Source organism: Aquitalea aquatica, from assembly GCF_013911085.1.
GTDB lineage: Bacteria > Pseudomonadota > Gammaproteobacteria > Burkholderiales > Chromobacteriaceae > Aquitalea > Aquitalea aquatica.
Map to the genome: position 1 here is coordinate 223,735 of NZ_JACERN010000033.1, position 24,727 is coordinate 248,461.

Here is a 24,727-nt window from a genome sequence, read left to right on the forward strand (position 1 = left end):
CTTGAATTTCACATCAGAGCAAGACATGGCTGAACATTTGACCATTCAGGGCGAAACCAAGGAAGAAAAATACCAGACCCTGCTGCCGCAGGCGCAGGCGCTGGTGCAATACGAAGACGACCAGATTGCCGCCCTGGCCAATCTGGCCGCAGCCCTGCACAGCAGTTTCGACTGGCTATGGACCGGCTTTTACCTGGTCAAGGGCCCACAACTGGTGCTTGGACCCTTTCAGGGGCCGATTGCCTGCACCCGCATCCCGCATGGCAAGGGCGTATGTGGCAGCGCCTGGGCACAAAACCGCACGCTGATCGTGCCGGATGTCGATGCATTTCCTGGCCACATTGCCTGCTCGTCCAGCGCCCGTTCAGAAATCGTCGTCCCCGTGCACAATGCAGCCGGCGCAGTAGTCGCGGTACTGGATGTGGATTCCGCCCAACTCGACCAGTTTGACAGTACCGACGCACAATACCTGGAAACCATCTGCCAAGCGCTGCAACACTTGTTCTAGAACCTCCCCCAAAAGCAGATGCGCCATGCATCTGCTTTTCAGCCATCCATTCAGGCCAGCGGCAATTGCAACTGCCGACTGACCCACTCGCGCATCCCAGCCTCATCCAGCACGGCCAGCTCCTGACGCGCATCATGCATGGCAGAAGCCAGGCGCTGTAATTGTCGCTCCAGCCCCGCCGCCATCTCCCCGGCCAGTCGCGCATTTTCTCCAGCCATATCCAGCAGACGGGCATTGGCTTGCTCGCCCAACACTGATTGACGCTCGGCCGCCTGCTGCAACTCGGCATTACGCTGTTCCAGCATTTCCAGTCGCGCCGCCTGCTTGCCGGACTCGCGATCCCGCTCGGCCAGCCGCTCCCGCCACACCTGCTCCACCTGCAGCACCTGCCGCCGCGCCGCCTGCAATTCTTCCTGCAAGGCGGCCGTCGCCAGTTTCATGGCCTGACGCTCCTCCTCGACCTGTTCATACAGGCGCACGCGCAAGCCTTCCAATCGTTCATAGGCCAGACTCTCGCGCCGCTCAGCCTCCTGTCGCGCTTCTTGCAGCCTTTGTTCATGCCGCGCCTCCAGTTCGGCCACGCGCTCGTCGCTATCGCGGCGCACTTGCTGCGCCTCCAGCCTGCTGGCTTCCAGCTGCTCGCCCAGCCGCTGACTGTTCGACTCCAGCACGGCATGGCGCTGTTCGGCAGACTGCAGCTTGCCATCCAGCTCCTGCAGACGGACAGCGCGCAGCTCCAACTCACGCAAGGCCGACTGCAGGGAAGCCTGCGTCGTTTCCAATTGTGCCTGGGCTACCGCCTGCGCCTGGGTCGAGTCGGCCACCTGCTGCTCAGCCTCCTGCCGCAGCACTTCCCATTGCTGCTCGGCCGCCGTGCAAGACTGCTGCCAGATCAGGCCAAATGCCTCGGCCAGCCCGGCGGGCCAATCCGGATGACGGGCAGAACTGGCCATACGCGCCAGAAACTCCTGTCGCCACTCTTTGAGCGTGTTGTTGATGGTGGTGTTGGAACCCGTACCCAACCGGCTGCGCACCTCCACCACGGTAGGCCACACCCCCTCCCCCACCAATTCAAAAGCTACCTGCCGAATGCGCGAATAGATGTCAGTTGCCATGCCAGCCATACCATTTCCGTTGAATGAGCGCATTTTATCACAGCCATAAAATATTATTTATTACGTATTACATTATTTAATTACACCATCACCACAAATATTTCCGATTACTATACTTATCGGATGTTTTATTCAGAAAACCTAAAAACATCAACCACTCCGCAACAAGCCCACCAACCAAAATCCACTCAAGACCAATCCCAGCACGCGCAGCACCAACCAACAACGCAGCACGCGCACGTCATTCCACACCAACAGCAGTACAGCATCATCAACAAACAAAAAGCCCGGCATACAAGCCGGGCCCGACCAAACACCACCCCACCCTAAGCCGATTCACCTCCGGCCACACGGCGCAAATCCGCCACCATCTGCGACAAGCGATTTTGCAGATCCGAAATATCCGCCTGCGAATTCAGCAACTCCTCCACCCCATCATCCAGCGCTCGATTAAGCATATTTTCCTGAGTCGTAGTCAGCATCATCGATACATATGCCGCATCCACGCGCTGCCGCACATTTTCCAGCGCAATGCGACTGGAAACCTGATTATCCCGCTGCGCCTTGTCCACCTCTCCCAACACCTCGGTCATACTCAAAGCCAGTCGCACAATTTCATCATCCCGGCTTCGCGCCAGCGCGAGCGCCGCCAATGCCCCTGCATGCACATCTGCCGTTTCCACCAGCATGGTCAGGTGATCACGCAAGCGGCCGCAGCGATCTTCATCCTCCAGCGGCATGTCGCGCACCAGCAAGGACACCACCGGATAATTGATCACCATGCGCGCCTTGAACTGCACCAACCGCCCCATGCTGACCAGGTGATCCATTACCGACACTTCCAGCGGACTAGCTTCGCCACCACGACAGCGCGTCACCCCGCCCATCGGCACCCGCACCTGCACACAGGCATCCAATCCGTACAGCGCAACACCAGCAACCATCGCATCCGCCAGCTCCAGCACAGCCGCTGCCGTACCAAGCTGCTTCACCACCTCCAGCAAGGCACCCATCTCACTCATGCTTTGCATGGCAGTCATGGCAGCACAGCTGGCATCGCGCGCCAAACCATTCAACCGGCCACGCTCAGCCGTGGAGTCAATCAGCCGCTGCAACTTCGCTACCAATTCCGGTGCAGAAAACGGTTTGACGACATAATCCTCACCCCCAGCCTCGTAGCCAGCCAGTCGGTCTTCTATCTCCTCACGTGCCGACACAAACACAATCGGCACCTGTGCAAACTCTTCATTTGCCCGGATGCGGCGACAAGTCTCAAAGCCATCCATGCCGGGATGCATTTCCACATCCAGTAATATAGCCGCCGGACGCACCTCACCCAGCATAGCCAGCGCCTCCTCACCGCTGCCGGCATCTATCACCTCAAAACTGCGCGACAAGCCCATTTTCAACAACCGCCGCACCGTCTCCACATCATCCACCACCAGTATTTTTGCTTTTTCATTCATAACAGCAACACCTTCCCCCCTTGCCAAATCAACCACTCAGTCTTTCATCTATAGCTGCCAACCCACATCCGATTCAAGCCGTATCCACAAAGAGTGTCGATTCACACCCCGCGCTTCCGGACATCAACATCGGCACCAGACTGCAAGAATGCTTGTCCACGACAGCGCACCACCCTAGAATCGGCAAGCTCATGCCCAACACCCTGCCCGATACCCGCCACCCCGACAGCCTGATTGCCGCCCAGTCCGACCAGCAGGCCGTGCTGCTATGGCTAAGCGAATTCATCGACCGTCCAGCCACCTTGCGCAGCTATCGCAAGGAGACCGAGCGCTTCCTGCTATGGCTGGCCGATCGCAAGCAGGGGCTGCAAGCGGTGCGCCGCGAAGACGTACTGGACTACCAGCGGTTTTTGCAAGCACCCTGGCCGGCAGAGCGCTGGATCGGGCCCGCCCGGCCACGCCAGCACGCACACTGGAAACCGTTTACCGGGCCGCTGAAGCCCGCCAGCATCCGCCAGGCCCTCACCATTCTGTCAGCCCTGTTCAGCTACTTGAGCGAAGCCGGCTACCGCCATGGCAATCCATTCAAATTGCTACGTCAACGCCAGCCGCAGGACACGCGCCCGGTGGAACGCTTTCTCGACCACACTGCCTGGCAAGCCATTCTCAGCGCACTTGAACAGCTGCCGCACAACACGCACCGCGAGCAACTGCAAGCAGCCCGCGCCCGCTGGCTGCTCACCCTGCTCTACCTCACCGGCGCACGCCGCCAGGAAGTGGCCGCCGCACGCATGGGCGACATCAGCCAGCGCCGGCAACAATGGTGGTGGCGCGTGCATGGCAAAGGGGGCAGCACTGCTGACATTCCGGTATCTGATGAATTGCTGCAGGCACTGGGCGACTATCGCCACAGCCTGGGACTGGGGCGCCTCCCCCTGCACGGCGAAGACACCCCATTACTCTGCCGCATTCCCGGACAAGGCCAAGACAGCCTGCACGGCGTCAGCGACAAAGCGATCTACCTGATCTGCCAGGAAATCTTCAAACGCGCCGCCAGCCATTGCACAGACCCGCAAAGCCGCAGCCAGCTACAGCAGGCCAGCACCCACTGGCTGCGCCACACAGCGGCCAGTCATCAGCTGGAAGCCGGCGTGCCGCTACTGATGGTGAGCCAGAACTTGCGTCATGCCAGCATCCAGACCACCCGCCGCTACCTGCACAGCGAAGATGATGCCCGCCATGAGGCCACTGCCCACCACAGCATGCACGGCACACGCAAGCACACGCCCACTGACGAGCACTGAGGCCAAACCCGCCCTGCGACAAAAGTCAACAGCTGCCCATTTATCCGTCCGACGCGCCACAATACGCCTGCACGGCCCTTCACAAAAAGCGCCATTACGCGTACCATCCCGCCTCGCTTTTCGGGATGGCATCAATGACTACTAGCAGCGCTGCGCAAGCATGCGGCATCGACTTCGGCACCTCAAACTCCACGGTAGGCTGGTTGCGCCCCGGCGCAGATACGCTGATTCCGCTGGAAGACGGCAAGATCACCCTGCCCTCGGTTGTTTTCTTCAACTATGAAGAAGACCACTCGGTGTTTGGCCGCAAGGCCTTGCTGGAATACACCGAAGGTTATGAAGGCCGGCTGATGCGCTCGCTGAAAAGCCTGCTGGGCAGCAGCCTGATCGACAGCCAGACCGAAGTACAAGGCCGGGCGCTGCCGTTTCGCCACCTGCTCACCCTGTTCATCCAGGAAGTGAAACAGCGCGCCGACCGCGCCGCTGGCCGCTCCTTCGAACAAGTGGTGCTGGGCCGCCCGGTATTCTTTGTCGACGACAACCCCAAGGCCGACGCGCTGGCGGAAGAAACCCTGGCGCAGATTGCCCGCCAGGTGGGCTTCAAGGAGATTTCCTTCCAGTTCGAGCCGCTGGCTGCCGCCTTCGATTACGAATCCTCCATCACCCGCGAAGAGCTGGTGCTGATCGTCGACATTGGCGGCGGCACTTCGGACTTTTCGCTGGTGCGCCTGTCGCCGGAACGCCGCGAACTGGACGACCGTCGTGCCGACATCCTAGCCACCGGCGGTGTGCACATTGGCGGTACGGACTTCGACAAGCAGCTGAGCCTGCACGGCGTGATGCCACTGTTCGGCTTCAAGAGCCGCCTGCGCAACAATGCCGAAATGCCGTCGGCGCAGTACTTCAACCTCGCCACCTGGCACACCATCAACTTTGCCTACACCCGCAAGGCGTGGATGGATCTGCAGGATATTCATCGCGACGTGGAAGACCCGCGCGCTTTCGACCGCCTGTTCAAGCTGATCCAGGAACGCGCCGGCCACTGGCTGGCCATGCAGGTGGAAGAAGCCAAGATCGCCCTCTCCGGCAGCGACAACCATCGCCTGGACCTGGAGCTGATCGAGGACGGACTGTACGCCGAGCTGCTGCGCGAGCAGTTCAACCAGACCATCGATGGCATGCTGGGGCAGATCGGCAAGACCATCGGCAGCCTGCTGGCTGATGCCGGCATCAGCGCCAGCCAGATCGACACCGTGTTCTTCACTGGCGGCTCCAGCGGCGTTCCCGCGCTGCGCCAATGCGTGCAGCAACTGCTGCCCAATGCCCACCATGTCGAGGGCAATCTGTTCGGCAGCATCGGCAGCGGCCTGGCCATCGAAGCGAAAAAACGCTACGGCTGATAACGGCTGGTGAATGCAAAAAGGGCTGCCCAAGTGGAGCAGCCCTTTGACAGATTAAGGTGTCGTGAACTCAGCCTTGGCGCTTGCGCGGGGCTTTTTTTGTGGCCGCTGGCGGCAGGTCGAGATCAAACAGCATGCCGGTGCGCCCGGTCTGCGACTGGCAGGCAATCTGCAACGCACGGTTGATCGCTTCCTTCTTGCTCACCCCCCACCACTCGATCATCTTGTCCAGCGACTTCTGGGCATCGCGACTCAATTCCACCGTCACCGACAGCTCCTGCAAGCGGTTGCGGCGCTGTTCGCGGCTGCGGCGCTTGCGCTCGGCCACCGTCATGGCGCGCTCGCCCAGCGGCTTGCGTCCGGGCTTTTTCTGCACGCCGCCAATCAGGTCGAAAGTGTAGTGATCGCAGGGATCTTTCATGGATGGGTGACGGGTCACAATCAAGAGGGGCGCAAGAATACCACAAAGCCGCGCCAGATGGGGCATACAGACCTGTCACCGCATTAATTAGTCGCTCCGCATAACCTGCACCATTGCTGATTACAGCGGATTGGCGCTGAAGGTATCGCACTGTGCGATATCCCCACCATCGAAGCCACGGCGGAACCAGCGCACGCGCTGCTCGCTGCTGCCATGGGTAAAGGAATCCGGCACCACCGCCTGCCCGGCAGAGCGCTGCAGGGTATCATCGCCGATCTTGGAAGCCGCATTCAGCGCTGATTCCAGATCACCCCCCTCAAGGATATGCCTTGCCTTGTCAGCATGGTTGCCCCACACCCCGGCAAAGCAGTCGGCCTGCAACTCCAGCCGCACCGACAGCGCATTGGCCTTGCGCTCGCTGGACTTGCGCCGCAAGGCATCCACCTTATCGGAAATACCCAGCAGGTTTTGCACATGGTGCCCCACCTCGTGCGCAATCACATAGGCCTCGGCAAACTCGCCAGGCGCACCCAGCTGCTGGTTCAGCGTGCGGTAGAAAGCCAGATCGATATACACCTTGCGGTCGGCCGGACAATAAAACGGCCCCATGGCTGACTGGCCCTGACCGCAGGCAGTCGGCGTGCTATTGCTGAACAGCACCAGCTTGGGCTGCTGGTAGCTGGCTCCGCGCTGCTGGAAAATCTGCCCCCATACATCCTCGGTATCCGCCAGCACTACCCGCACCAGCTTGGCCTCGCGCTCCTCTTCCGCCGAATGCACCTTGGGCTGCTGCGGCTGGGTCTGCACTTGCTGATGGCCACCACCACTGAGTGCCGAAATCACCTGCAGCGGGTTGGCACCAAACACCAGCCAGGCCACCAGGCCGATGGCAATCGTTCCCAGACCGATTCCGCCGCCACCCAGCCTGAATCCGGGCAAGCCACCACCGCCCTCATCGCGGCGATCTTCAACATTGTCACTTTCACGGTTGCCATCCCAACGCATGCCAGCTCTCCCTTTATCAAATCAGGCCGGCAGATAGCCAGCCAGCAGCGCCTGCACCAGCAAGGCGAACAGCGCCGCGATGATGTCATCCAGCATCACACCAAAGCCGCCATGTACCCGGCGGTCAAACCAGCCGATTGGCCAGGGCTTCACAATATCAAACAGGCGGAACAGGGCAAAGGCCAGCAGCCAACCAGCCCAACTGGCCGGCGCCCAGGCCAGCACCAGCAGCATGGCCACCACCTCGTCCCACACGATGCCGCCATAATCGTGCACTCCCAGTGCATCACCCGTTACCTGACACACCCACACCCCCAGCACAAACAAGGGCAGGCACAGCAAGGTCAACCCCAGACTACCCATTCCCAGTGCATGCAACAGGAAAAACAAGGGGTAAGCCACCAGCGTGCCCCAGGTTCCCGGAGCCTGGCGCGCCAGACCGCTGCCAAAACCGAAAGCCAGCAAATGCGCCGGGTGACGGGTAAGAAAAGCCCAGTCCGGACGAAATGCCGGCGCCTGTTTATGCGAAGTGATCATAACCTGCCTTGTCCAATGCAATTGCCTGGCCGGTGGCATCCAGCAAACGTGCGCCACTGCCCGCCACGATACGGCCGATACGTGTCACCCGGCAGCCCGCCTGCGCCGCCGCAGCCAACACCGCCTGCCGTGCCGCCAGTGGCGCGGTGAAGCACAATTCGTAATCATCGCCACCAGCCGCCAGAAACTCCAGCCAGCGCGGTCGCTCCGCCTCCAGTGGCGGCAAGGATGGCAGGCTGTCAGCCCAGATTTCCGCCGCCACGCCCGAGGCTGCCAGGATATGCCCGAGATCTGCCAGCAGTCCGTCTGACACATCAGCTGCCGCATGCGCCACACCCAGCAAGGCCTGACCCAGCTCCAGCCGTGGCACCGGGAAATCCAGCCGGCACTGGCAGGCTGCCAACACATCATCCGACAAGCCAGCAGCTGGCAGCCGTCCCAGCCGCTGCGCCACCGCCAGTGCTCCCAGGCCCAGTTCGCCACTAACCCAGACATCATCCCCCTCCCGCGCCGCATCACGCCGCAGCGCCTGGCCTTGCGGGGTTTCACCCATGATGGTGATGGACAGGGTCAACGGCCCACGGGTGGTATCCCCGCCAGCCAGCTCCACGCCATACTGCTCGGCCAAGGCGAACAGCCCACAGCTGAAACCCTGCGCCCAGGCTTCATCCACCTCGGGCAGGGCCAGCGCCAGAAAAGCCCAGCGCGGGCGGGCACCCATGGCAGCCATGTCGGACAGATTGACCGCCAGCGTCTTGTGCCCCAGCGCTTGCGGGCTGACATCGGCAAAAAAATGTCGTCCTTCCACCAGCATGTCTACCGACACATGCAGCTCCTGCCCCGGAGTGGGACGCAGGATGGCGGCATCGTCACCCACGCCCAGCACGGCGGAAGGAGCCGGGCGGGTGAAGTAGTGGCGGATCAGTTCAAATTCGTTCATCGCGTCAACTCCGGGCCCTCATGCAAAAACACCCGCCGTAGCGGGTGTTGATCGGTTCAGTGCCAGGCTCAGCCCTGACGACGCGAACGCTGCGAGGCAACCTCGTCGGCGCGTACATCGGCAGCCAGCTTGTCCAGCACGCCGTTGACGAATTTGTGGCCGTCAGTACCACCGAAAGTCTTGGTGATCTCGATGGCTTCATTGATGATCACCGGGTACGGCGTTTCCGGGTGCTGGGTCAGTTCCAGCGCCGCCATCAGCAGCACGGCACGTTCCACCGGGCTGACTTCTTCTTCGTTGCGCTCGTAGTAGGGACGAATGCGACCGGACAGCACGGCAACGTCTTTCAGTACACCGTACAGCACGGCGCGAAACAGGGTTTCGTCCGCCTTGGCGAAGTATTCGTTTTCGCGCAGGTGTTTTTCAATCAGCGAAGCCGGACGATCCGGATTCAATTCCCATTCATAGATGCCCTGAACGGCAAATTCGCGGGCACGGCGACGGGCGGTTTTCATGTCGGTTTCCTAAAAAGAACAAGTGAGCGGCATCATCCCCAAGGGATGATCAACCGCGCAGCGTTTTATGCAGATTGGCCATTTCCACCGCAACGCGTGCTGCGTCACGGCCTTTTTCCAGCATGCGCACTTCGGCTTGCTCGTCGTTCTCGGTGGTGAGGATGGCGTTGGCAATGGGGATGTCAAAATCCAGACCCACGCGGGTGACACCGGCGCCGGACTCATTGGAAACCAGCTCAAAGTGGTAGGTTTCGCCACGGATGATGGCACCCAGCGCCACCAGCGCATCGAACTTGCCGCTCTTGGCCATGGTTTGCAGCACCAGCGGCACTTCCAGCGCCCCCGGCACGGTAGCCAGCACCACGTCATCCGCGGCCACACCCAGCACCTTCAGCTCGGCCAGGCAGGCGTCGCGCAGCCCGTGGCACACTTCCTCGGTAAAACGCGCCTGGACGATGCCGACCTTGAGGCCGCGACCGTTAAAATCGGAAGAAATGCGCTGGATAGCTTCAAGCATGGGAGTCCTCGCTGCTGAAATTCGGATCAGATAAGCCCCTGCGCGACCGGCAACTACCGGCCCCCAGGGGGAGTCATGACGGAAAACCGGCTATTTTAACCGATTTCGATATGAAAGTGTTCCGGCTGGCAAAAGCCGGTGACTTCAAGATTAAAACCAGCCATCGACGGTACGTTCAGCGGTGGCGACATCAGCTTCATCTTGCCCACACCCAGCGCCTTGAGCATTTGCGCACCGACGCCGAAGGTTTTGCCGTCCCACGGCGAGCGCTTCACATTCTGTCCCAGCGCACGTTGCAGCAGATCATCGCCGGTTTCATCGCGATACAGCAGGATAACCACGCCCTTGCCGGCTTCATCGATGGCTTCCAGCGCACCCGGCACGGTCCAGGAGTGCGGGCGCGAAGTCGGGTCCAGCACATCCATGATGGACAGCGGCTCATGCACGCGCACCAGCGTTTCCTCCGCCTCATCCAGCTGGCCCTTGACCAGAGCCAGATGGGTTTCGCGGGTGGTGACATCACGGAAGACATGCAGCTCGAACGCGCCAAACGGGGTTTCCACCGGGCGCTGGCCCACTTCTTCCACCAGCGATTCGGTACGGCTGCGGTAGTGGATCAGATCGGCAATGGTACCCACCTTCAGGCCGTGGGTCTTGGCGAACTCCAGCAGCTCCGGCATGCGCGCCATGGTGCCGTCGTCGTTCATGATTTCGCAGATCACCCCGGCCGGCTCCAGCCCGGCCAGCATCGGCAGATCGCAAGCCGCTTCGGTATGACCGGCACGGATCAACACGCCGCCATTCTGCGCCTTGAGCGGGAAAATATGGCCGGGCTGCACCAGATCGCTGGCCTTGGCGTTACGTGCCACCGCCGCCTGTACGGTCTTGGCACGGTCGGCAGCGGAGATGCCGGTGGTGACGCCCTCGGCGGCTTCGATGGACACGGTGAAATTGGTACCAAAAGAGGTGCCGTTATTGGCCGCCATCATCGGCAGCTCCAGCAGCTTGCAGCGCTGCTCGGTCAGGGTCAGGCAGATCAGGCCACGCGCATGCTTGGCCATGAAATTGATGGCTTCAGGCGTGACGAACTCGGCCGCCATCACGATATCACCTTCGTTTTCGCGATCTTCCGCATCAGCCAGCACCACCATTTTGCCGGCCTTGATGTCGGCAATGATGTCCTGCACCGGAGAAATAACCATTTGCTACATCCTTTATATAGAGGCGCTGCGCGGCTGGGCCGGGCAGACTGCGAATTCTGACGGCTGGCGGTAACCCTGCCCAGACCGTGAACGGGGCATCCGCCCCGCGCTGTATTTTCACAACATGGAGGCAATCGGCACCCTATCAAGCCGATTCGCCATTTTTTTCAGGCCAATCCCGCGCCATGGCGCTGTGCCAGCACCCGCTCCACGGTATCGACAATGGCCTGGGTTTGCGGATCGACCTCGATATTGATGGCGTCGCCCACCTGGCGGAACTGGATGATGGTGCGCTCCAGCGTTTCCGGAATCAGGTGCACGCAAAAACGGCTGCCTTCGACGCTGCCAATGGTCAGACTGCAGCCATCAATACCGATATAGCCCTTGGCAAACAGATATTTGCCGAACTCTGCCGGCAGCGTGAACCACACCGTGCAATTGTTCGGTGTACGGATCACCTCATCCACCCGAGCCAGGCAGATGATGTGGCCGGACATGGCATGACCACCGATTTCGTCGCCAAACTTCGCCGCCCGCTCCACATTGACCTTATCGCCCACTTGCAGCCCACCCAGATTGGTCAGGCGCAGGGTTTCGGCCATCAGATCGAAAGCCACCCGGTCGTCCTGCACCTCGGTCACCGTCAGGCAGCAGCCGTTGTGAGCAATCGACGCACCCAGTTCGATGCCACCCAGCATGGATGGCGGCAGCCGCAGCACATGGCGACGGAAATCCTGTTTTTCCTCGATGGCCACCACCTCGGCCATACCCTGCACGATACCGGTAAACATGCTTGCTCCTGTTCTGGCCCGCCCGGCCGCCGCGGCAGCCGACAAAACACTCATGATAACCAAATCGCCGCCCAGTGCCGACCCGCTTTCAAGCCTTGGTACAAGACCCAGTCACAACAGCAAAGCTATCTTGCTGATGTCAAAAGAAAAGCTTTTGTCAAAACGACGGCAGAAATTTGCTGCCTGCGAGGTTTTGTTGCGCGCCGCTATCCTGTAAAATCACCGCCTTCTTAAGTCAAGCCTGTTCCTACTCCATGTCCGCAGAATTATCCCGCATTGCCGAGGAAGTGGCGCGCCGCCGCACCTTCGCCATTATTTCCCACCCTGACGCCGGTAAAACCACGCTAACCGAAAAGCTGCTGCTATTTTCGGGCGCCATTCAGATGGCCGGCACGGTAAAAGGCAAAAAGGGCGGCAAGTTTGCCACTTCGGACTGGATGGAAATCGAAAAGCAGCGCGGCATTTCCGTGGCGTCCTCGGTGATGCAGTTCGATTACCGCGAACACACGGTCAACCTGCTGGACACCCCGGGTCACCAGGACTTCTCGGAAGATACCTATCGCGTGCTCACCGCCGTGGACAGCGCCCTGATGGTGATCGACGCCGCCAAGGGCGTGGAAGAGCAGACCATCAAGCTGCTGAACGTCTGCCGCCTGCGCAACACGCCCATCGTCACCTTCATGAACAAGTACGACCGTGAAGTGCGCGATTCGCTGGAATTGCTGGACGAAGTGGAAAACGTGCTGAAGATCCGCTGCGCGCCAATCACCTGGCCTATCGGCATGGGCAAGACCTTCCGTGGCGTGTACAGCCTGCTGAGCGATGAGGTCATCCTGTTCGAAGCCGGCAGCGAAAAGCTGATCACTGACATCGAAGTGATCAAGGGCATCGACAATCCGCGCCTGGACGAGCTGTTTCCGCTGGAAATGGACAATCTGCGCATGGAGATCGAACTGGTCAAGGGTGCTTCCAATGAATGGAATCTGGAAGAATTCCTGGCCGGTGAACTCACCCCGGTATTCTTCGGCTCGGCCATCAATAACTTTGGCGTGCGCGAGATTCTGGATGCTCTGATCAACTGGGCACCGGCACCGCAACTGCGTGATGCCACCGTGCGTGACGTGGCCCCGACCGAGGGCAAGTTCTCCGGCTTCGTGTTCAAGATCCAGGCCAATATGGACCCCAAACACCGCGACCGCATTGCCTTCCTGCGCGTGTGCTCCGGCCAGTTTGAACGCGGCATGAAGATGAAACATCTGCGGCTGAACCGGGAAATCTCGGCCTCCAGCGTGGTGACCTTCATGTCGCACGACCGTGAAATCGTGGAAGAAGCCTTTGCCGGCGACATCATCGGCATCCCGAACCACGGCAATATCCAGATTGGCGACAGCTTTTCCTCGGGCGAAGAACTGGCCTTTACCGGCATTCCCTTCTTTGCGCCGGAGCTGTTCCGCTCGGTACGCATCAAGAACCCGCTCAAGCTGAAGCAGCTGCAAAAGGGTCTGCAACAACTGGGCGAAGAAGGCGCGGTACAGGTATTCAAGCCGCACAGCGGCGGCGACCTCATTCTGGGCGCGGTCGGCGTACTGCAGTACGAAGTGGTGGCCAGCCGCCTGGCCGCCGAGTACGGCGTGGATGCCATGTTCGAATCCGCCAGTATCTGGTCGGCGCGCTGGTTTACCTGCGACGACCGCAAAAAGCTGGACGAATTCATCAAGACCCTGCAGATGAACATCGCCACCGATGCCGGTGGCAATCTGGCCTACCTCGCCCCCAATCGCGTCAACCTGCAACTGACGCAGGAGCGCTGGCCGGACATCGTGTTCCACGAAACCCGTGAGCACGCCGTCAAGCTGAACGACTAGAAAGGCCACTGCCACCATGCAAGATCTGCTCGAGCTGATCCATCAGCTGCGTAACGATTACTCCCACGAGATCGTGCGCTCGCTGATGCTGATCGCCGTATTGCTGCTGATCCGCGTGGTGGTGGGCCGCATCCTGTCCAGCAATGTGAGCGTACCGGTGGAGGAAAGACGTCGCTGGTCGATTTCCACCCGCAACTTCCTGTTCATTACCGGCCTGGCCGGCATCGGCATGATCTGGGCCAACGAGCTGCAAACCATCGCAGTCTCGATGCTGGCCTTTGCCGCCGCGCTGATCCTGGCCACCAAGGAGCTGATCCTGTGCGTATCCGGCTTTGTGGTGCGCCACGCTTCCAACAGCTATAGCCTGGGCGATCATATCGAGGTCGGCACGATACGTGGCCGGGTGGTGGACATCGGCCTCTTGTCGACCACGGTGATGGAGATCGGCCCGCAGCACAATGCGCACCAGATGACCGGGCGCGCCCTGACCTTTCCCAACAGCCTGTTGCTGTCCAATGCGGTGATCCGGGAAAACTACATGGGCGATTATGTGATGCACATCATCAACATCCCCATGGGCTATCACATCCCGCCAGCCCGCGCTCAGCGTCTGCTACTGGAAGCCGCCGAACAGCATTGCCAGCAGCATGTGGAGGCCGCGCGCGAACACATGGAACGCATGGCCGAGCGCTATCTGGTGGATACGCCATCGGTGGAGCCGCGCATCGGCATGCAGGCAGCGGATGAAAAGCGCTACCAGTTGATCTTGCGCATCGCCATTCCGGCCAAGGAAAGGCAACGTATCGAGCAGGCCATCATTCACCAGTTCATGGAACAGTGCTATCCGGACATTCCGGCCAAATAATTAGAGCTGAAACTCCAAACAGCAGTTATAATTCCGACTCGCCCCATCGTCCGGTGCCCCATGAGCAAACCTCGCATCAAAACCTACGACCGCATCATTCTGGAAAGCCTGAAACTGTTCAATGAACAGGGCGAGCGCAACATCACCACCAACCATATCGCCGCTCACCTGGGCATCAGCCCGGGCAATCTGTACTACCACTTCCGCAACAAGGAAGAGATCGTCTACCAGATTTTCCTGATGTACCGCGACTTCATCAACGAACGGCTGGCGGTACCGGAAGCGCGCGACATGACAGTGGCCGACCTGGTCAACTACCTGGACACCGCCTTTCTGGCGATGTGGCAGTTCCGTTTCATGTTCTACGACCTGCCGGGCATGCTGGCGCGCAGCCCGCAGTTGCAGTCGGAGTATCACCAGTTCGTCAATACCGAACTCAAGGGCATTCTGGGCGAACACTTCCGCGAATTCATCCGCCTGGGCCTGCTGAAGATGGACGAAGACGACATCGAAGCGGTCAGCATCAATATCTGGCTGGTGGTGAAGTTCTGGTTTGCCTTCGAGCAGACCTCGCGCCCCAAATCGCCCATTACCGAAGCCTCCGGTCATCGCGGCGTGCGCCAGGTGATGGCCTTGCTCAAGCCCTATGTACAGCCGGATTTCATGGCGGCCTTCCAGCAGCTGAGCGAACGCCACGCTGGCCGCTAACCGCCGCCTGCACAAGAAAAAGGCCGCCGCCCCACGGGACGACGGCCTTTGTTGTTTCAGCCAGCCGGACTGGCCGGCCCATGCTCAGGGACGGATGGCGATCTTCAGCACGCCGTCGCGCTGGTGAGCAAACAGATCGTAAGCAGCTTCGATATCATCCAGCGCATACTGGTGGGTCACCAGCGGCCCCAGATCCACCCGGCCCGAGGCAATCACCCCCATCAGCCGGCGCATGCGCTCCTTGCCACCCGGACACAGCGCGGTGTTGATCTTGTGGTCGCCCAGGCCTGCGGCAAACGCCCCCAATGGAATGGTCAGGTCGCTGGAGTACACCCCCAGGCTGGACAAGGTGCCGCCAGGCTTGAGCACCCGCAAGGCCGAGGCAAAGGTTTGCTGCGTCCCCAGCGCCTCGATGGCCGAATCTGCCCCGCGCCCGCCGGTCAGTTTCATCACCTCGTCCACCACATCGCACTGGGTGAAATTGAGGGTGACATCCGCCCCCATCAGCCGCGAGATCCCCAGGCGGTGATCATTGCCATCCACCGCGATGATGGTGGTGGCCCCCAGCAGGCGCGCGCCGGCCGTGGCACACAGGCCGATCGGCCCTTGGGCAAACACCACCATGGTGTCGCCAATGCGGATATTGGCGTTTTCTGCGCCCTTGAATCCGGTGGACATGATGTCCGGACACATCAGCACCTGCTCGTCGGTCAGCCCATCCGGAATCGGCGACAGATTGGCCTGGGCATCCGGCACCAGTACGTACTCGGCCTGGGTGCCGTCGATAAGGTTGCCAAAGCGCCAGCCCGCCGTGGCCTTGTAGCCGTGGCAGCCACATTTGCCGGAGGCAATCAGATAGCTGCCATCCTGCGAAGCCACGCCATCCTGCGCGGCGTAAGAATTGAAGTTGGGGCAGATGGCCCCGGCAATCACCCGCTGACCTTCCTGATAACCACTGACCGCGCTACCCAGCTTTTCGATGATGCCCACCGGCTCATGGCCGATAGTCAGGCCCGGCGCCACCGGGTATTCACCCTTGAGGATATGCACATCGGTACCGCAGATGGTGGTGGTGGTGATGCGGATCAGTGCATCGTTGGGGCCTACATCCGGGATGGGTTTCTCGGCGATTTCAATCCGGCCGGGGGCGACGAAAACTGCTGCTTTCATCATGCTGCTCATAGTGATCTCCTGTGTGAGAGATGCAATGCACGCAGTACCGCAGCGTGGCAAGGCTGCCAGCGCGCGGCAACATCACCGTCCGTTGCCGGACGGGTATCACACTGAGGCAGCACCATCCGCCAATGGTTTCCCCTACCCCAGCAAAACAGCCTGCCTGGCTCAGCCAAACTGCCTTCTGAACAACAGCAGGCCGCTGCCAAACACCAGCAGGCCGATGCCGCTCATGCCCAGAATGGCTGGCTGCAGTTCTGCCAAGCCCTGTCCCTTTAGCAGCACGCCAAAGGCAATGTCCAGATAGTAGTGCAAGGGCGAGGCATACATCAGCCCGCGCAACCACACCGGCATGGCTTCCGGCGGCGTCCAGGCGCCGGACAGAAACAGCATGGGCGCCAGAATCAGGATAGACAACATCCCTGCCTGTGCCAGATTGCGCGCAATGGTGGCGGCAAACAGCCCCAGCCCGGCGGTGGTGAATACATAGAGGCCGGACAAGGCAAAAAACAGCAGCAAGCTGCCCTTTACCGGAATGGCAAACAGCGGAATCAGGATCAGGAACAAGCTGAGCGCCACGCCACACAAGATGACGCCGGTCATCGACACCACCTTGGGAAACAGGATGCCAAACGGTGACAGCGGCGACACGATCAGCTGTTCCACCGTGCCACGCTCCTTCTCGCGCACCAGCGCGGCAGCCGGCAGCAGCACGGCAAATACGGTGGCGATATTGAGCATCTCGGCCACGCCCATGAACCAGCTGTCCTGCTGGTTCGGGTTGTACCAGACGCGGATGTCGTTCTGCACTGTCGGCAAGCTGGCCGCAGCCTTGTCGTCCAGCCCCAGCCGCCGCATGGCGGACTCCAGTCCGTACTGGCTGACAATCTGCTGGGCATGGCTGGTGGCCAGAAATCCCAACACCGAATTGGTGGTATCCACTTGCATGGCGATGCTGGTGGGCTGGCCGCCAGCCAGCTGCTTGCCGAATTGCGGCGGCACCGACAACACCAGCATGGCACGGCCCTGATCCAGCGCCGCCAGTGCCGCCGTATCCTGCCCCACCGAGCCATCCATGCGGAAATAAGGTGACTGGAAGCGGGACAACAGTTCGCGCGACTGCGGGCTATGGTCCATGTCCTGCACCAGGGTGGCCGCATGATTCAGCGACAGCGACACGCCAGAGGCTGCCAGAAAGATATCGGCGGTAAAGGCATAGACAATGAAGGCCAGCAAGACCCGGTCGCGGCCCAGTTGCTTCAGCTCTTTCACCAGCATCACGGCGAAGCGCCGCCAGGCCAGTTGCCAATCTGCTTTCATGTATTTGGCCTCTTGCTGAATAGTCGATAACCGATGGCAAACAACAGGCAGGCATAGACCGCCAGAATGGCCAGCGGTCGCCACAGCGACAACAACCCCACCCCCTTGAGGAAGCAGCCCACCACGATGTCGGTGTAATACATGGCAGGCATCAGCTGCGCTACCAGCCGCGCACCAGAGCCCAGCGATACGATAGGAATAATCAGCCCGGAGTACAGCACCGCCGGAATCATGGTCACCACCATGGTGACGATCATCGCCGCCACCTGCGTGCGCACCAGCACCGACACCAAGAGGCCGATGCCGGTGGTGCACAGCACGTACACCAGCGTGGCTGGCAGGAAAAACAGCAGGCTGCCCTTGAACGGCACCTGGTATAGCAATACCGCCAGCAGCCACAGCAACAGGATGTTGACGCTGGAAATGGCCACATAGGGCGCCAGCTTGCCTACCAGAAATTCGCCACGGCTGACATTGGAGGCGTAGATATTGAAGATAGAGCCATTTTCCTTTTCCCGCACCACACCCAGCGCCGTCAGGAAGGGCGGCGACAGCATCAGGATCACCATGATCAGCTTGGGGGCCAGCGACCAGATGCTGGACACGCTCTGGTTGTAGAGATAGCGCGACTCCAGCGCGATGGGCGTGAGCTGCGCCAGTGCGTCCTGCTGCGACAGGCCCGTGGCATGCGATACCGCCTGCGCCACGGCTGCCAGGCTGAAGGCGGCATTGATGGCGGTGACATAGCCCTTGGTGGTCATGGCCCGACTGGGAAAGCTGCCATCCACCAGCGTCTGAATGGCGGCCGGCCGCCCCTGCGCCAGGCTCTTGCCAAACTGCGGCGGAATCACCAACACCACCCGCACCTCGCCCGAGCCAATCAACTGCCCGGCCATGCGTTCGTCGCCGGCATAGCCGTGAAAACGGAAATAACGCGAGTCAATAAAGCGGTAAGCATAATCACGGCTGGCGGCACTGCGATCGTGATCCACCACGGCAAACGGGATGTTTTCCACATCCAGCGACAAGCCATAACCGAATAGCAGCATCAACAGCGCCGGCACCACAAAAGCCAGCGAGAAGAACAACCGGTCGCGCACGATTTCGCGCCACTCTTTGGCGGCGATGGCCAAGATACGCTGCAGATTCATGGGCTCCCTTTCTGTGCGGCTTTCTGCGCCTCCAGCTGGCCGACCCGCTGCACGAACACATCTTCCATGCTGATCGGGCGCACTTGCGGCGGCTGCCCCACCCCGAGCCCGCGCAATACCATCCCCAGCCGCTCGGTCTCCAGCGTCAACACATGCAAGGCAGTGCCATATGGCGAGACATTGGCAAAACCAGCCTGGCGCAATGGAGCCACCAGTGCGGCGGCGTTATCCGCGCGAACCTGATAAAGCTGGCCAAGCTCGGTGAGCAACTGCTGCTTCATGGCATGGGGCGAGGCATCCGCCACCACGCGCCCGGCGAACATCAAGGCCAGATGGTCGCAATGTTCGGCTTCACTCATGTAATGGGTAGTCACCAGCATGGCCACGCCATCCAGCCGCGACAGCCGGAACAGGATGTCCCAGAAGGCGCGGCGGCCCAGCGGATCCACCCCGCTGGTGGGCTCATCCAGAAACAGCACCCGCGGCTGATGTACCAGGGCGCAGCCCAGTGCCAGACGCTGACGCAGGCCCATCGGCAAGGTGCTGGCCAGATCGTTTTCGTGACCATGCAGGCCAGCCATGTCCAGAATCCATGCCAGCCGTAGCGCGGTTTGCTGGCGATTCAGCCCGTAGATACCGGCATACAGGCGGATGTTTTCCACCACGCTCAGGTCCAGATACAGCGAAAACGCCTGCGACATATAACCGATACGCGCCTTGATCAGCGCCCCGGCCTGCTTCATGTCGGCTCCGGCCACCATCCCGCTGCCACTGCTGGGTGGCAGAATGCCAGTCAGCATCTTGATAGCCGTGGTCTTGCCAGCACCGTTGGCACCCAGCAAGCCGAAAATTTCACCCTGCCGCACCTGGAAACTGACATCACCCACAGCAACAAAATCGCCAAAACGCTTGCTCAGCCCCTTGGCCTCGATAGCCAGCGCGCTGCTATCCAGTGCTTGGCGTGGTGCGGCCAGCGCGGCCAGAGTCTGCGCCTGCTGGCCGTTAGCACCCGGTGTGGCCAGCAGAGCCACGAATACGTCTTCCAGCTCCGGCTCCAGCACATCCAGCTGCTGGCAGTCCAGCCCAGCCAGCACGGTGCTCACCCGGCCACGGGCCTGCTCTGCCGACATATCGGGCAGAAACAGTCGAATGGCGGGACCCATCGCCTCGCATTGTCCGGCGATGGCACTCAGGCGGCGCATGGCTTCCAGTTGCGGTTCGGCACGGCACAGCACGATGCTACCCGGCGCACGCTGCAGAATCTCCGCCGGGCTGCCCTCGGCCAGTTTCTGCCCCTGATGCAGCACACTCATGCGGGTAAAGCGGCTGGCTTCATCCATATAGGCGGTGGACACCAGCGCGGTCAGCCCCTGGCTGGCGATCAGTTCGGCCAGAATGGCCCAGAAATCGCGCCGGGATACCGGATCGACCCCGGTGGTGGGTTCATCCAGAATGATCAGCTGCGGCGCGTGGATCAGCGTGCACACCAAGCCCAGCTTCTGCTTCATGCCGCCGGACAATTGTTTCATCGGTCGCTGGCGGAAGGCGGCCAGCCGGGTGATGGTCAGCAGTTGCTCCTTGCGCGCGGCCGCCTCTGCGCGTGGTACCAGCCGCAACCGGGCGAAGAAATCAACATTTTCTTCTACAGACAGATCACCATACAGGTTCTGTCCCAGACCTTGCGGCATCAGGCCGATGCGGTCCTTGATGGCCTCGGCGCTACGCTCGCTGTCGAGCAACTGGCCAAATACCTCCAGCTGGCCTTGCTCGTAGGACAAGACACCGGCCACCGCCTTCATCAGGCTGGATTTGCCGGCACCATCGGGGCCGATCAGCCCGTACAGCTCGCCGCGCTGCACGGCCAGGTCAAGGCCGCTGACTGCCAGATGGCCGGCATAGCGCTTGCCAAAGCCACTGGCGCGGATGATGGTGTCAGCCATGGCTACCAGCGCGGCGCTTGCCAGGCCACGCCGTCCTTCCAGCGGATGACTGCATCGGCTGGCAAGCCGGGAGTCAGTCGCCATGCCGGGTTGTTGGCCAGAGCCAGTTTGACCGCATACACCAGCTTGACCCGCTCATCCGGTGTCTGCACCTCCTTGGGGGTGAATTCGGCACGGGCGGCAATATGGCTGACCGTGGCGGCAAAGGCTTGTTGCGGGAAGGCATCGGTATAGATCTGTGCCGGCAAGCCCAGCCGGACCTTGCCGATCTGGTTTTCCGGCACATAGACCTTGAGATAGAGCCGGTTCAGATCGACGATTTCCACCACCGCGCCACCTGCTGCCAGCATCTCGCCCGGCTCGCGCAAGCGCGTACTGACCATGCCGCCGGATGGGGCTTTCAGTTGCAGCTCCTGCAGTACTGCGGATGTTTCGGCCACGGCGGCAGCGGCCTGATGAATCTGCTCGGCCGCCTGGGTACGCTGGCTGCGTGCGCTGATGGCAGCCAGTTGCATCTGCTCGGCATGCATGCGGTCCACCGAGCCGCGGGCCAGCAGGTCGGCAAAACGGGCGGCATCCTTGTCGGCCTGGGCGGCAACGGCACTGGCGCGCTGCTGCTGTGCCTGGGCCGCAGCCAGCGCGGCGCGGGCCGCCGCCAGCCGCGCGGTCAACTCGTCTGAGCTCAGGCGGGCCAGCAGTTGGCCGCTGCTGACCACATCCCCTTCACGCACCCGCACCTCGGCCAGCCGGCCAGGATATTTGGCGGCTACCAGCACGCTATCGCCCTCCAGCCGGCCATTGGCCTGAATCAGCCCCTCCGGCAGGCCGCGATCGCGCGACTGCCACACGCCATAAGCCACCGCCCCCGCCAAGACCAGCCCAAGGCCGGCCCATACCAGCTTGCTCTTGTTCATGTCACAACTCACCGATAGCCCGTTGCAGTGCCACCACCGCCAGGGCGTGGTCATAGCGGGCGTTGAAAAGATTGCGCTGGCTGTCAGCCCGGCGCGCTTCGGCGACCAGTACTTCGGTCTGATTGGCCAGACCGTTGCGGTAGCGATCGCGCTGAATGGCCAGATATTCATCCGCCGACTGCAAGGCAGCCTGCGCCACGCTGATGCGTGCGGCAGCCTCGATCTGCAGGCTGTGGCTGCGCTCGACTTCCAGCCGCACCAGCGACTGTGCTTCGTGCAGCTGGTCTTCCACCGCCATGGCCTGTTCACCGATGCTGCCAGCGCGGGCGCGGATCAGGCCGCTGTCAAACAGCGTCCAGCTCACGCCCAGCCCGACCGAGCCGACGCCCTTGCTCACCAGGTAAGGATTGTTGAGATAGCTGTAGGCGGCATAGGCCCCTACTTGCGGCAGGCTTTCCGCCCGCACGCTGCGGGCGCTGGCCTGCAAGGAGGCCGACCACTCGGCCAGCGCGGCCAGTTCCGGACGCTGGCGCAATGCCTGCTCGCCCAGCAGCCCCAGCGGGCGCGGCTCATCCGGCAGCGTCACTTCGTCCAGCCGCGCCGGCTGGCTGAAGTCGCGCCCCAGCAAACGGTTATAAGCAGCCTGGCTCAGGCTTTGCGCCTGCTGCGCCATAATCTGCTTTTGCCTTGCTTCGGCCACCGCCAGTTCGGCCCCCAGCACATCGCCTCGTGCCACCACGCCTTTGCGGAAGAAATTGTTCACATCACGCTGATAAGCCAGCAAGCTGGCCAGATACTGCTCAGCCACCGTGGCGGCATGGCCGGCCCGCAGCACATTGAAATAGGCTTCGGCCACCTGCAGGCGAAGTGCCTGACGGGCCTGATCCTGCCCATAGCGGCTGGCATTGCTGGCGGCAGCCGCCGCCTGTTGCAGGGCACCAAGCTTGCCGCCGGTGTAAACCGGCAGGCTGAGGCGGGCATTGGCAAAGCGCACATCCTCGTCACTCAGTGGCACATCCACCGCGGCAGGCAAGCGGGCGGCCAGCGCCCCCAGCCCCTGAGTGAGCGGGCTGACATCCAGCCGTGCAGTGGGGGCATGGTCCAGCCGGCTCCAGCCAGCATCGACGCTGAGCGTGGGGCCGGCTGCCGCCTGGGCCGCCTGTTCCTGCAACTGCGCCGCCCCCACCTTGCGCGCCTCTGCACGCAAGCTGTTGCTGTTTTGCTCGGCCTGCAGCCAGGCCTGTTGCAAGGATTCGGCCTGGGCGACTGCCGCTGCGATGACCAGACTGAACAGCCAGCAGCGCGAACCAGAAAAAAATGTCATTGCGGTAATGAACACTTATTCATCAAGATGGTTTCATTGTATTGCGCTGACAGGAATGGCACTTGCGCTGCATCAGTCATGCTGGCCATAAAACGCAAAAAAGACCAAAAAATCTGACAAAATCAGCTATTTTTGGTCTTTTACTCTAAAAATCAGGCCTTGAGTGCATCTCGCAACTGATGAGCGGCACGCAGGGCAAAAGCATAGATGGACAGTTGCGGGTTAGCCCCGATACTGGTGGGAAATACCGAACCATCAATCACGCTGAGATTGCGCAGTTGCCAGTGGCGGCCGTACTCATCCACCACACCCTCCTCAGGCTGGCTGCTCATGGCAGCGCCACCCATCACATGGGCGCTGACCACCCGTGCCAGCAAGGGCTTGAGCGGCAGCTGCATGATCTGTTCGCGCGCGGCCTTCCAGCTGCTTTGCAAATCGGCCTGCTCGTGCAGCACCTGCACTTGGCGCGCCCCGGCGGCAAACTGCAGTTCGGCCATGGTCAGCCAGCTGCGGCGCACCCCATCCCACAGCACATCATTCAACGGGTAGTCCAGCTCCGGCGAACCATCCTGGCGCAAGCGCACCTGGCCGCCCTGACTGTCCGGGTGAAAGCCATCGCGCAGCAAAGCCAGCACCACTTGCAGATGGGGCAGCTGCTGCATCAGCCCCGCGCTGCTTGCCCCAAAACCAGACAAGGTGACTCCCATCAACAAGGGATGTACCGGCGGCACTTCCAGCTTGTAACCCAGCGCGCCATCCAGCGGCTGGGTGTGCATGAAGTGGTCGGAATACACGGTCTGTGGCGCGCCGTTATAGGCCTCGATGCGTTGCGGCATCACGGCACCGGAAACCACCACCGGATGCAGAAAGGTGCGCTTGCCCACCTGCGCCCCACCCAACTGGCTGCGCAGCAGGATGGCCGGGCTGCCGATGGCACCGGCCGCCAGCACCACATGCCTGGCCTTGATGCTGAACTGCTGGCCATTCAGGCTGTGGCCATCAGCAGCCAGCAGACGACCCTCGGCCCCCAGCAAGGATTTGCCATCCGCCGCCGGCAGCAGGCGCTCCACCCTGGCCCGCGTCAACAAGCCTGCCTTGTGCTGCAAGGCGCCGGGAATAGTGGTCACCAGCATCGACTGTTTGGCATTGGTGGCGCAGCCCATGCCGCAATAGCCCAGATTCCAGCAGCCGCGCACATTGCGGCGGATACGACCGTGCTTCAGCCCCAGCGCCTGGCAGCCACGTTCCAGCACGCTGTTATTGGGATTGGGGTCGGTCTGCCAGTCGGCAATGCCCAGTCTGGCCTCGGCCAGGTCAAACCACGGTGCCATGGTTTGCGGATTGAGGCTCTTGAGGCCATAACGCTCGCCCCACCAGTTGAGGGTCTCTGCCGGGGTGCGAAAGGCGCTGGTCCAGTTGACCGTGGTACTGCCGCCCACCGTGCGCCCCTGCAGGATATTGATGGCCTTGTCGGCGGTCTTGCGGCTGGCGGATTCCTGATACAGCTCGGGATAGGCCTTGGCTTCCAGCAGGCGAAAATCACGCGAGGTACGCAGCGCCCCCTCTTCCACCATCAGCACGTCCAGCCCGGCCTGGGCCAGCACTTCAGCCGTCATGCCACCACCCGCGCCGGTACCGATGATCAGCACATCGCAGCTCAGTTGCAGGTCCTGTGTTTGTACTGCACCGTCCAGCACCCGCCAGCCACTGGCCACGCCCTCGGCCACCGGGTCGGGCAAACTCATC

The 24,727-nt window shown here is 61.4% G+C and carries 24 protein-coding genes; 7 read left to right on the forward strand and 17 right to left on the reverse strand.

Annotated features, from left to right (window positions below):
* Positions 1 to 25: 25 nt before the first annotated feature.
* Positions 26 to 508: a free L-methionine (R)-S-oxide reductase MsrC gene (gene msrC / locus H2Z84_RS13445; RefSeq protein WP_181836424.1), complete on the forward strand. Its 483-nt coding sequence runs from the start codon at positions 26 to 28 to the stop codon at positions 506 to 508.
* A 50-nt stretch (positions 509 to 558) separates the two neighbouring features.
* On the opposite strand, the gene H2Z84_RS13450 is transcribed toward msrC, so the two are convergent.
* On the reverse strand, positions 559 to 1,623 hold the full coding sequence (locus tag H2Z84_RS13450) for a DNA-binding protein (protein WP_181836425.1): 1,065 nt from the start codon (positions 1,621 to 1,623) through the stop codon (positions 559 to 561).
* A gap of 326 nt (positions 1,624 to 1,949) precedes the next feature.
* Positions 1,950 to 3,089: a response regulator gene (locus H2Z84_RS13455; protein ID WP_181836426.1), complete on the reverse strand. Its 1,140-nt coding sequence runs from the start codon at positions 3,087 to 3,089 to the stop codon at positions 1,950 to 1,952.
* Between the two features lie 191 nt (positions 3,090 to 3,280).
* Between H2Z84_RS13455 and H2Z84_RS13460 the strand changes: the two genes are divergently transcribed.
* Together H2Z84_RS13460 and H2Z84_RS13465 are read left to right on the forward strand one after the other, a co-directional pair.
* Positions 3,281 to 4,393, forward strand: a complete 1,113-nt coding sequence (locus tag H2Z84_RS13460) for a tyrosine-type recombinase/integrase (protein ID WP_181836427.1) — start codon at positions 3,281 to 3,283, stop codon at positions 4,391 to 4,393.
* Between the two features lie 134 nt (positions 4,394 to 4,527).
* Entirely contained in the window at positions 4,528 to 5,793 is a 1,266-nt protein-coding gene (locus H2Z84_RS13465) for an Hsp70 family protein (RefSeq protein WP_181836428.1), read from the forward strand.
* Between the two features lie 70 nt (positions 5,794 to 5,863).
* Here H2Z84_RS13465 and H2Z84_RS13470 read toward each other — a convergent pair whose 3' ends face one another.
* The 8 genes from H2Z84_RS13470 to H2Z84_RS13505 all read right to left on the reverse strand — a co-directional run bounded on the left by H2Z84_RS13470 (position 5,864) and on the right by H2Z84_RS13505 (position 11,721).
* Positions 5,864 to 6,214 carry a hypothetical protein gene (locus tag H2Z84_RS13470; RefSeq protein ID WP_103524561.1) on the reverse strand — a complete coding sequence of 117 codons (351 nt, stop codon included), beginning with the start codon at positions 6,212 to 6,214 and terminating at the stop codon, positions 5,864 to 5,866.
* Between the two features lie 120 nt (positions 6,215 to 6,334).
* Complete coding sequence (gene ypfJ / locus H2Z84_RS13475) at positions 6,335 to 7,219, reverse strand: KPN_02809 family neutral zinc metallopeptidase (RefSeq protein WP_181836429.1); 885 nt, start codon at positions 7,217 to 7,219, stop codon at positions 6,335 to 6,337.
* A gap of 21 nt (positions 7,220 to 7,240) precedes the next feature.
* Entirely contained in the window at positions 7,241 to 7,756 is a 516-nt protein-coding gene (locus H2Z84_RS13480; RefSeq protein ID WP_181836430.1) for a phosphatidylglycerophosphatase A family protein, read from the reverse strand.
* Positions 7,740 to 8,696 (reverse strand): thiamine-phosphate kinase, encoded by a 957-nt coding sequence (gene thiL / locus H2Z84_RS13485; RefSeq protein WP_181836431.1) that lies wholly within the window; start codon positions 8,694 to 8,696, stop codon positions 7,740 to 7,742. The genes H2Z84_RS13480 and thiL overlap by 17 nt, the downstream gene beginning before the upstream one ends.
* Positions 8,697 to 8,764: 68 nt before the next feature.
* The gene (gene nusB, locus H2Z84_RS13490; protein ID WP_059287032.1) at positions 8,765 to 9,211 is read right to left on the reverse strand and encodes a transcription antitermination factor NusB; all 447 of its coding nucleotides are present in this window, start codon (positions 9,209 to 9,211) and stop codon (positions 8,765 to 8,767) included.
* A gap of 49 nt (positions 9,212 to 9,260) precedes the next feature.
* Positions 9,261 to 9,728, reverse strand: coding sequence for a 6,7-dimethyl-8-ribityllumazine synthase (gene ribH / locus H2Z84_RS13495; protein WP_103523180.1), 468 nt, complete (start codon positions 9,726 to 9,728; stop codon positions 9,261 to 9,263).
* Positions 9,729 to 9,823: 95 nt separating this feature from the next.
* Positions 9,824 to 10,930 carry a bifunctional 3,4-dihydroxy-2-butanone-4-phosphate synthase/GTP cyclohydrolase II gene (gene ribBA, locus H2Z84_RS13500; RefSeq protein WP_103523179.1) on the reverse strand — a complete coding sequence of 369 codons (1,107 nt, stop codon included), beginning with the start codon at positions 10,928 to 10,930 and terminating at the stop codon, positions 9,824 to 9,826.
* A 167-nt stretch (positions 10,931 to 11,097) separates the two neighbouring features.
* A complete protein-coding gene (locus tag H2Z84_RS13505; RefSeq protein WP_103523178.1) occupies positions 11,098 to 11,721 on the reverse strand; it encodes a riboflavin synthase subunit alpha in 624 nt (207 codons plus the stop codon).
* On the opposite strand from H2Z84_RS13505, the gene H2Z84_RS21155 reads away from it, so the two are divergent.
* From H2Z84_RS21155 to H2Z84_RS13520, 4 genes are read left to right on the forward strand one after another with little or no spacing between them, the layout of a single operon-like run.
* Positions 11,720 to 11,938, forward strand: a complete 219-nt coding sequence (locus tag H2Z84_RS21155) for a hypothetical protein (protein ID WP_220272838.1) — start codon at positions 11,720 to 11,722, stop codon at positions 11,936 to 11,938. The genes H2Z84_RS13505 and H2Z84_RS21155 overlap by 2 nt on opposite strands.
* Before the next feature lie 37 nt (positions 11,939 to 11,975).
* A complete protein-coding gene (locus H2Z84_RS13510) occupies positions 11,976 to 13,586 on the forward strand; it encodes a peptide chain release factor 3 (protein WP_181836432.1) in 1,611 nt (536 codons plus the stop codon).
* 16 nt (positions 13,587 to 13,602) lie between these two features.
* The gene (locus H2Z84_RS13515; protein WP_181836433.1) at positions 13,603 to 14,451 is read left to right on the forward strand and encodes a mechanosensitive ion channel domain-containing protein; all 849 of its coding nucleotides are present in this window, start codon (positions 13,603 to 13,605) and stop codon (positions 14,449 to 14,451) included.
* A gap of 60 nt (positions 14,452 to 14,511) precedes the next feature.
* The gene (locus H2Z84_RS13520) at positions 14,512 to 15,159 is read left to right on the forward strand and encodes a TetR/AcrR family transcriptional regulator (RefSeq protein WP_103523175.1); all 648 of its coding nucleotides are present in this window, start codon (positions 14,512 to 14,514) and stop codon (positions 15,157 to 15,159) included.
* An 84-nt stretch (positions 15,160 to 15,243) separates the two neighbouring features.
* Here H2Z84_RS13520 and H2Z84_RS13525 read toward each other — a convergent pair whose 3' ends face one another.
* The 7 genes from H2Z84_RS13525 to H2Z84_RS13555 form a co-directional block, all read right to left on the reverse strand.
* On the reverse strand, positions 15,244 to 16,341 hold the full coding sequence (locus H2Z84_RS13525; protein ID WP_181836434.1) for an NAD(P)-dependent alcohol dehydrogenase: 1,098 nt from the start codon (positions 16,339 to 16,341) through the stop codon (positions 15,244 to 15,246).
* Positions 16,342 to 16,500: 159 nt separating this feature from the next.
* Entirely contained in the window at positions 16,501 to 17,652 is a 1,152-nt protein-coding gene (locus H2Z84_RS13530) for an ABC transporter permease (RefSeq protein WP_181836435.1), read from the reverse strand.
* Complete coding sequence (locus H2Z84_RS13535; RefSeq protein ID WP_181836436.1) at positions 17,649 to 18,803, reverse strand: ABC transporter permease; 1,155 nt, start codon at positions 18,801 to 18,803, stop codon at positions 17,649 to 17,651. Before H2Z84_RS13535 ends, H2Z84_RS13530 begins: the two co-directional genes overlap by 4 nt.
* The gene (locus H2Z84_RS13540) at positions 18,800 to 20,827 is read right to left on the reverse strand and encodes an ATP-binding cassette domain-containing protein (RefSeq protein ID WP_220272839.1); all 2,028 of its coding nucleotides are present in this window, start codon (positions 20,825 to 20,827) and stop codon (positions 18,800 to 18,802) included. The genes H2Z84_RS13535 and H2Z84_RS13540 overlap by 4 nt, the downstream gene beginning before the upstream one ends.
* Positions 20,746 to 21,657 (reverse strand): HlyD family secretion protein, encoded by a 912-nt coding sequence (locus tag H2Z84_RS13545; protein WP_181836437.1) that lies wholly within the window; start codon positions 21,655 to 21,657, stop codon positions 20,746 to 20,748. The genes H2Z84_RS13540 and H2Z84_RS13545 overlap by 82 nt, the downstream gene beginning before the upstream one ends.
* A gap of 1 nt (position 21,658) precedes the next feature.
* Positions 21,659 to 22,981 (reverse strand): TolC family protein, encoded by a 1,323-nt coding sequence (locus H2Z84_RS13550; RefSeq protein ID WP_181836438.1) that lies wholly within the window; start codon positions 22,979 to 22,981, stop codon positions 21,659 to 21,661.
* A 152-nt stretch (positions 22,982 to 23,133) separates the two neighbouring features.
* A complete protein-coding gene (locus tag H2Z84_RS13555; protein WP_258869401.1) occupies positions 23,134 to 24,726 on the reverse strand; it encodes a GMC family oxidoreductase in 1,593 nt (530 codons plus the stop codon).
* Position 24,727 lies beyond the last annotated feature (1 nt).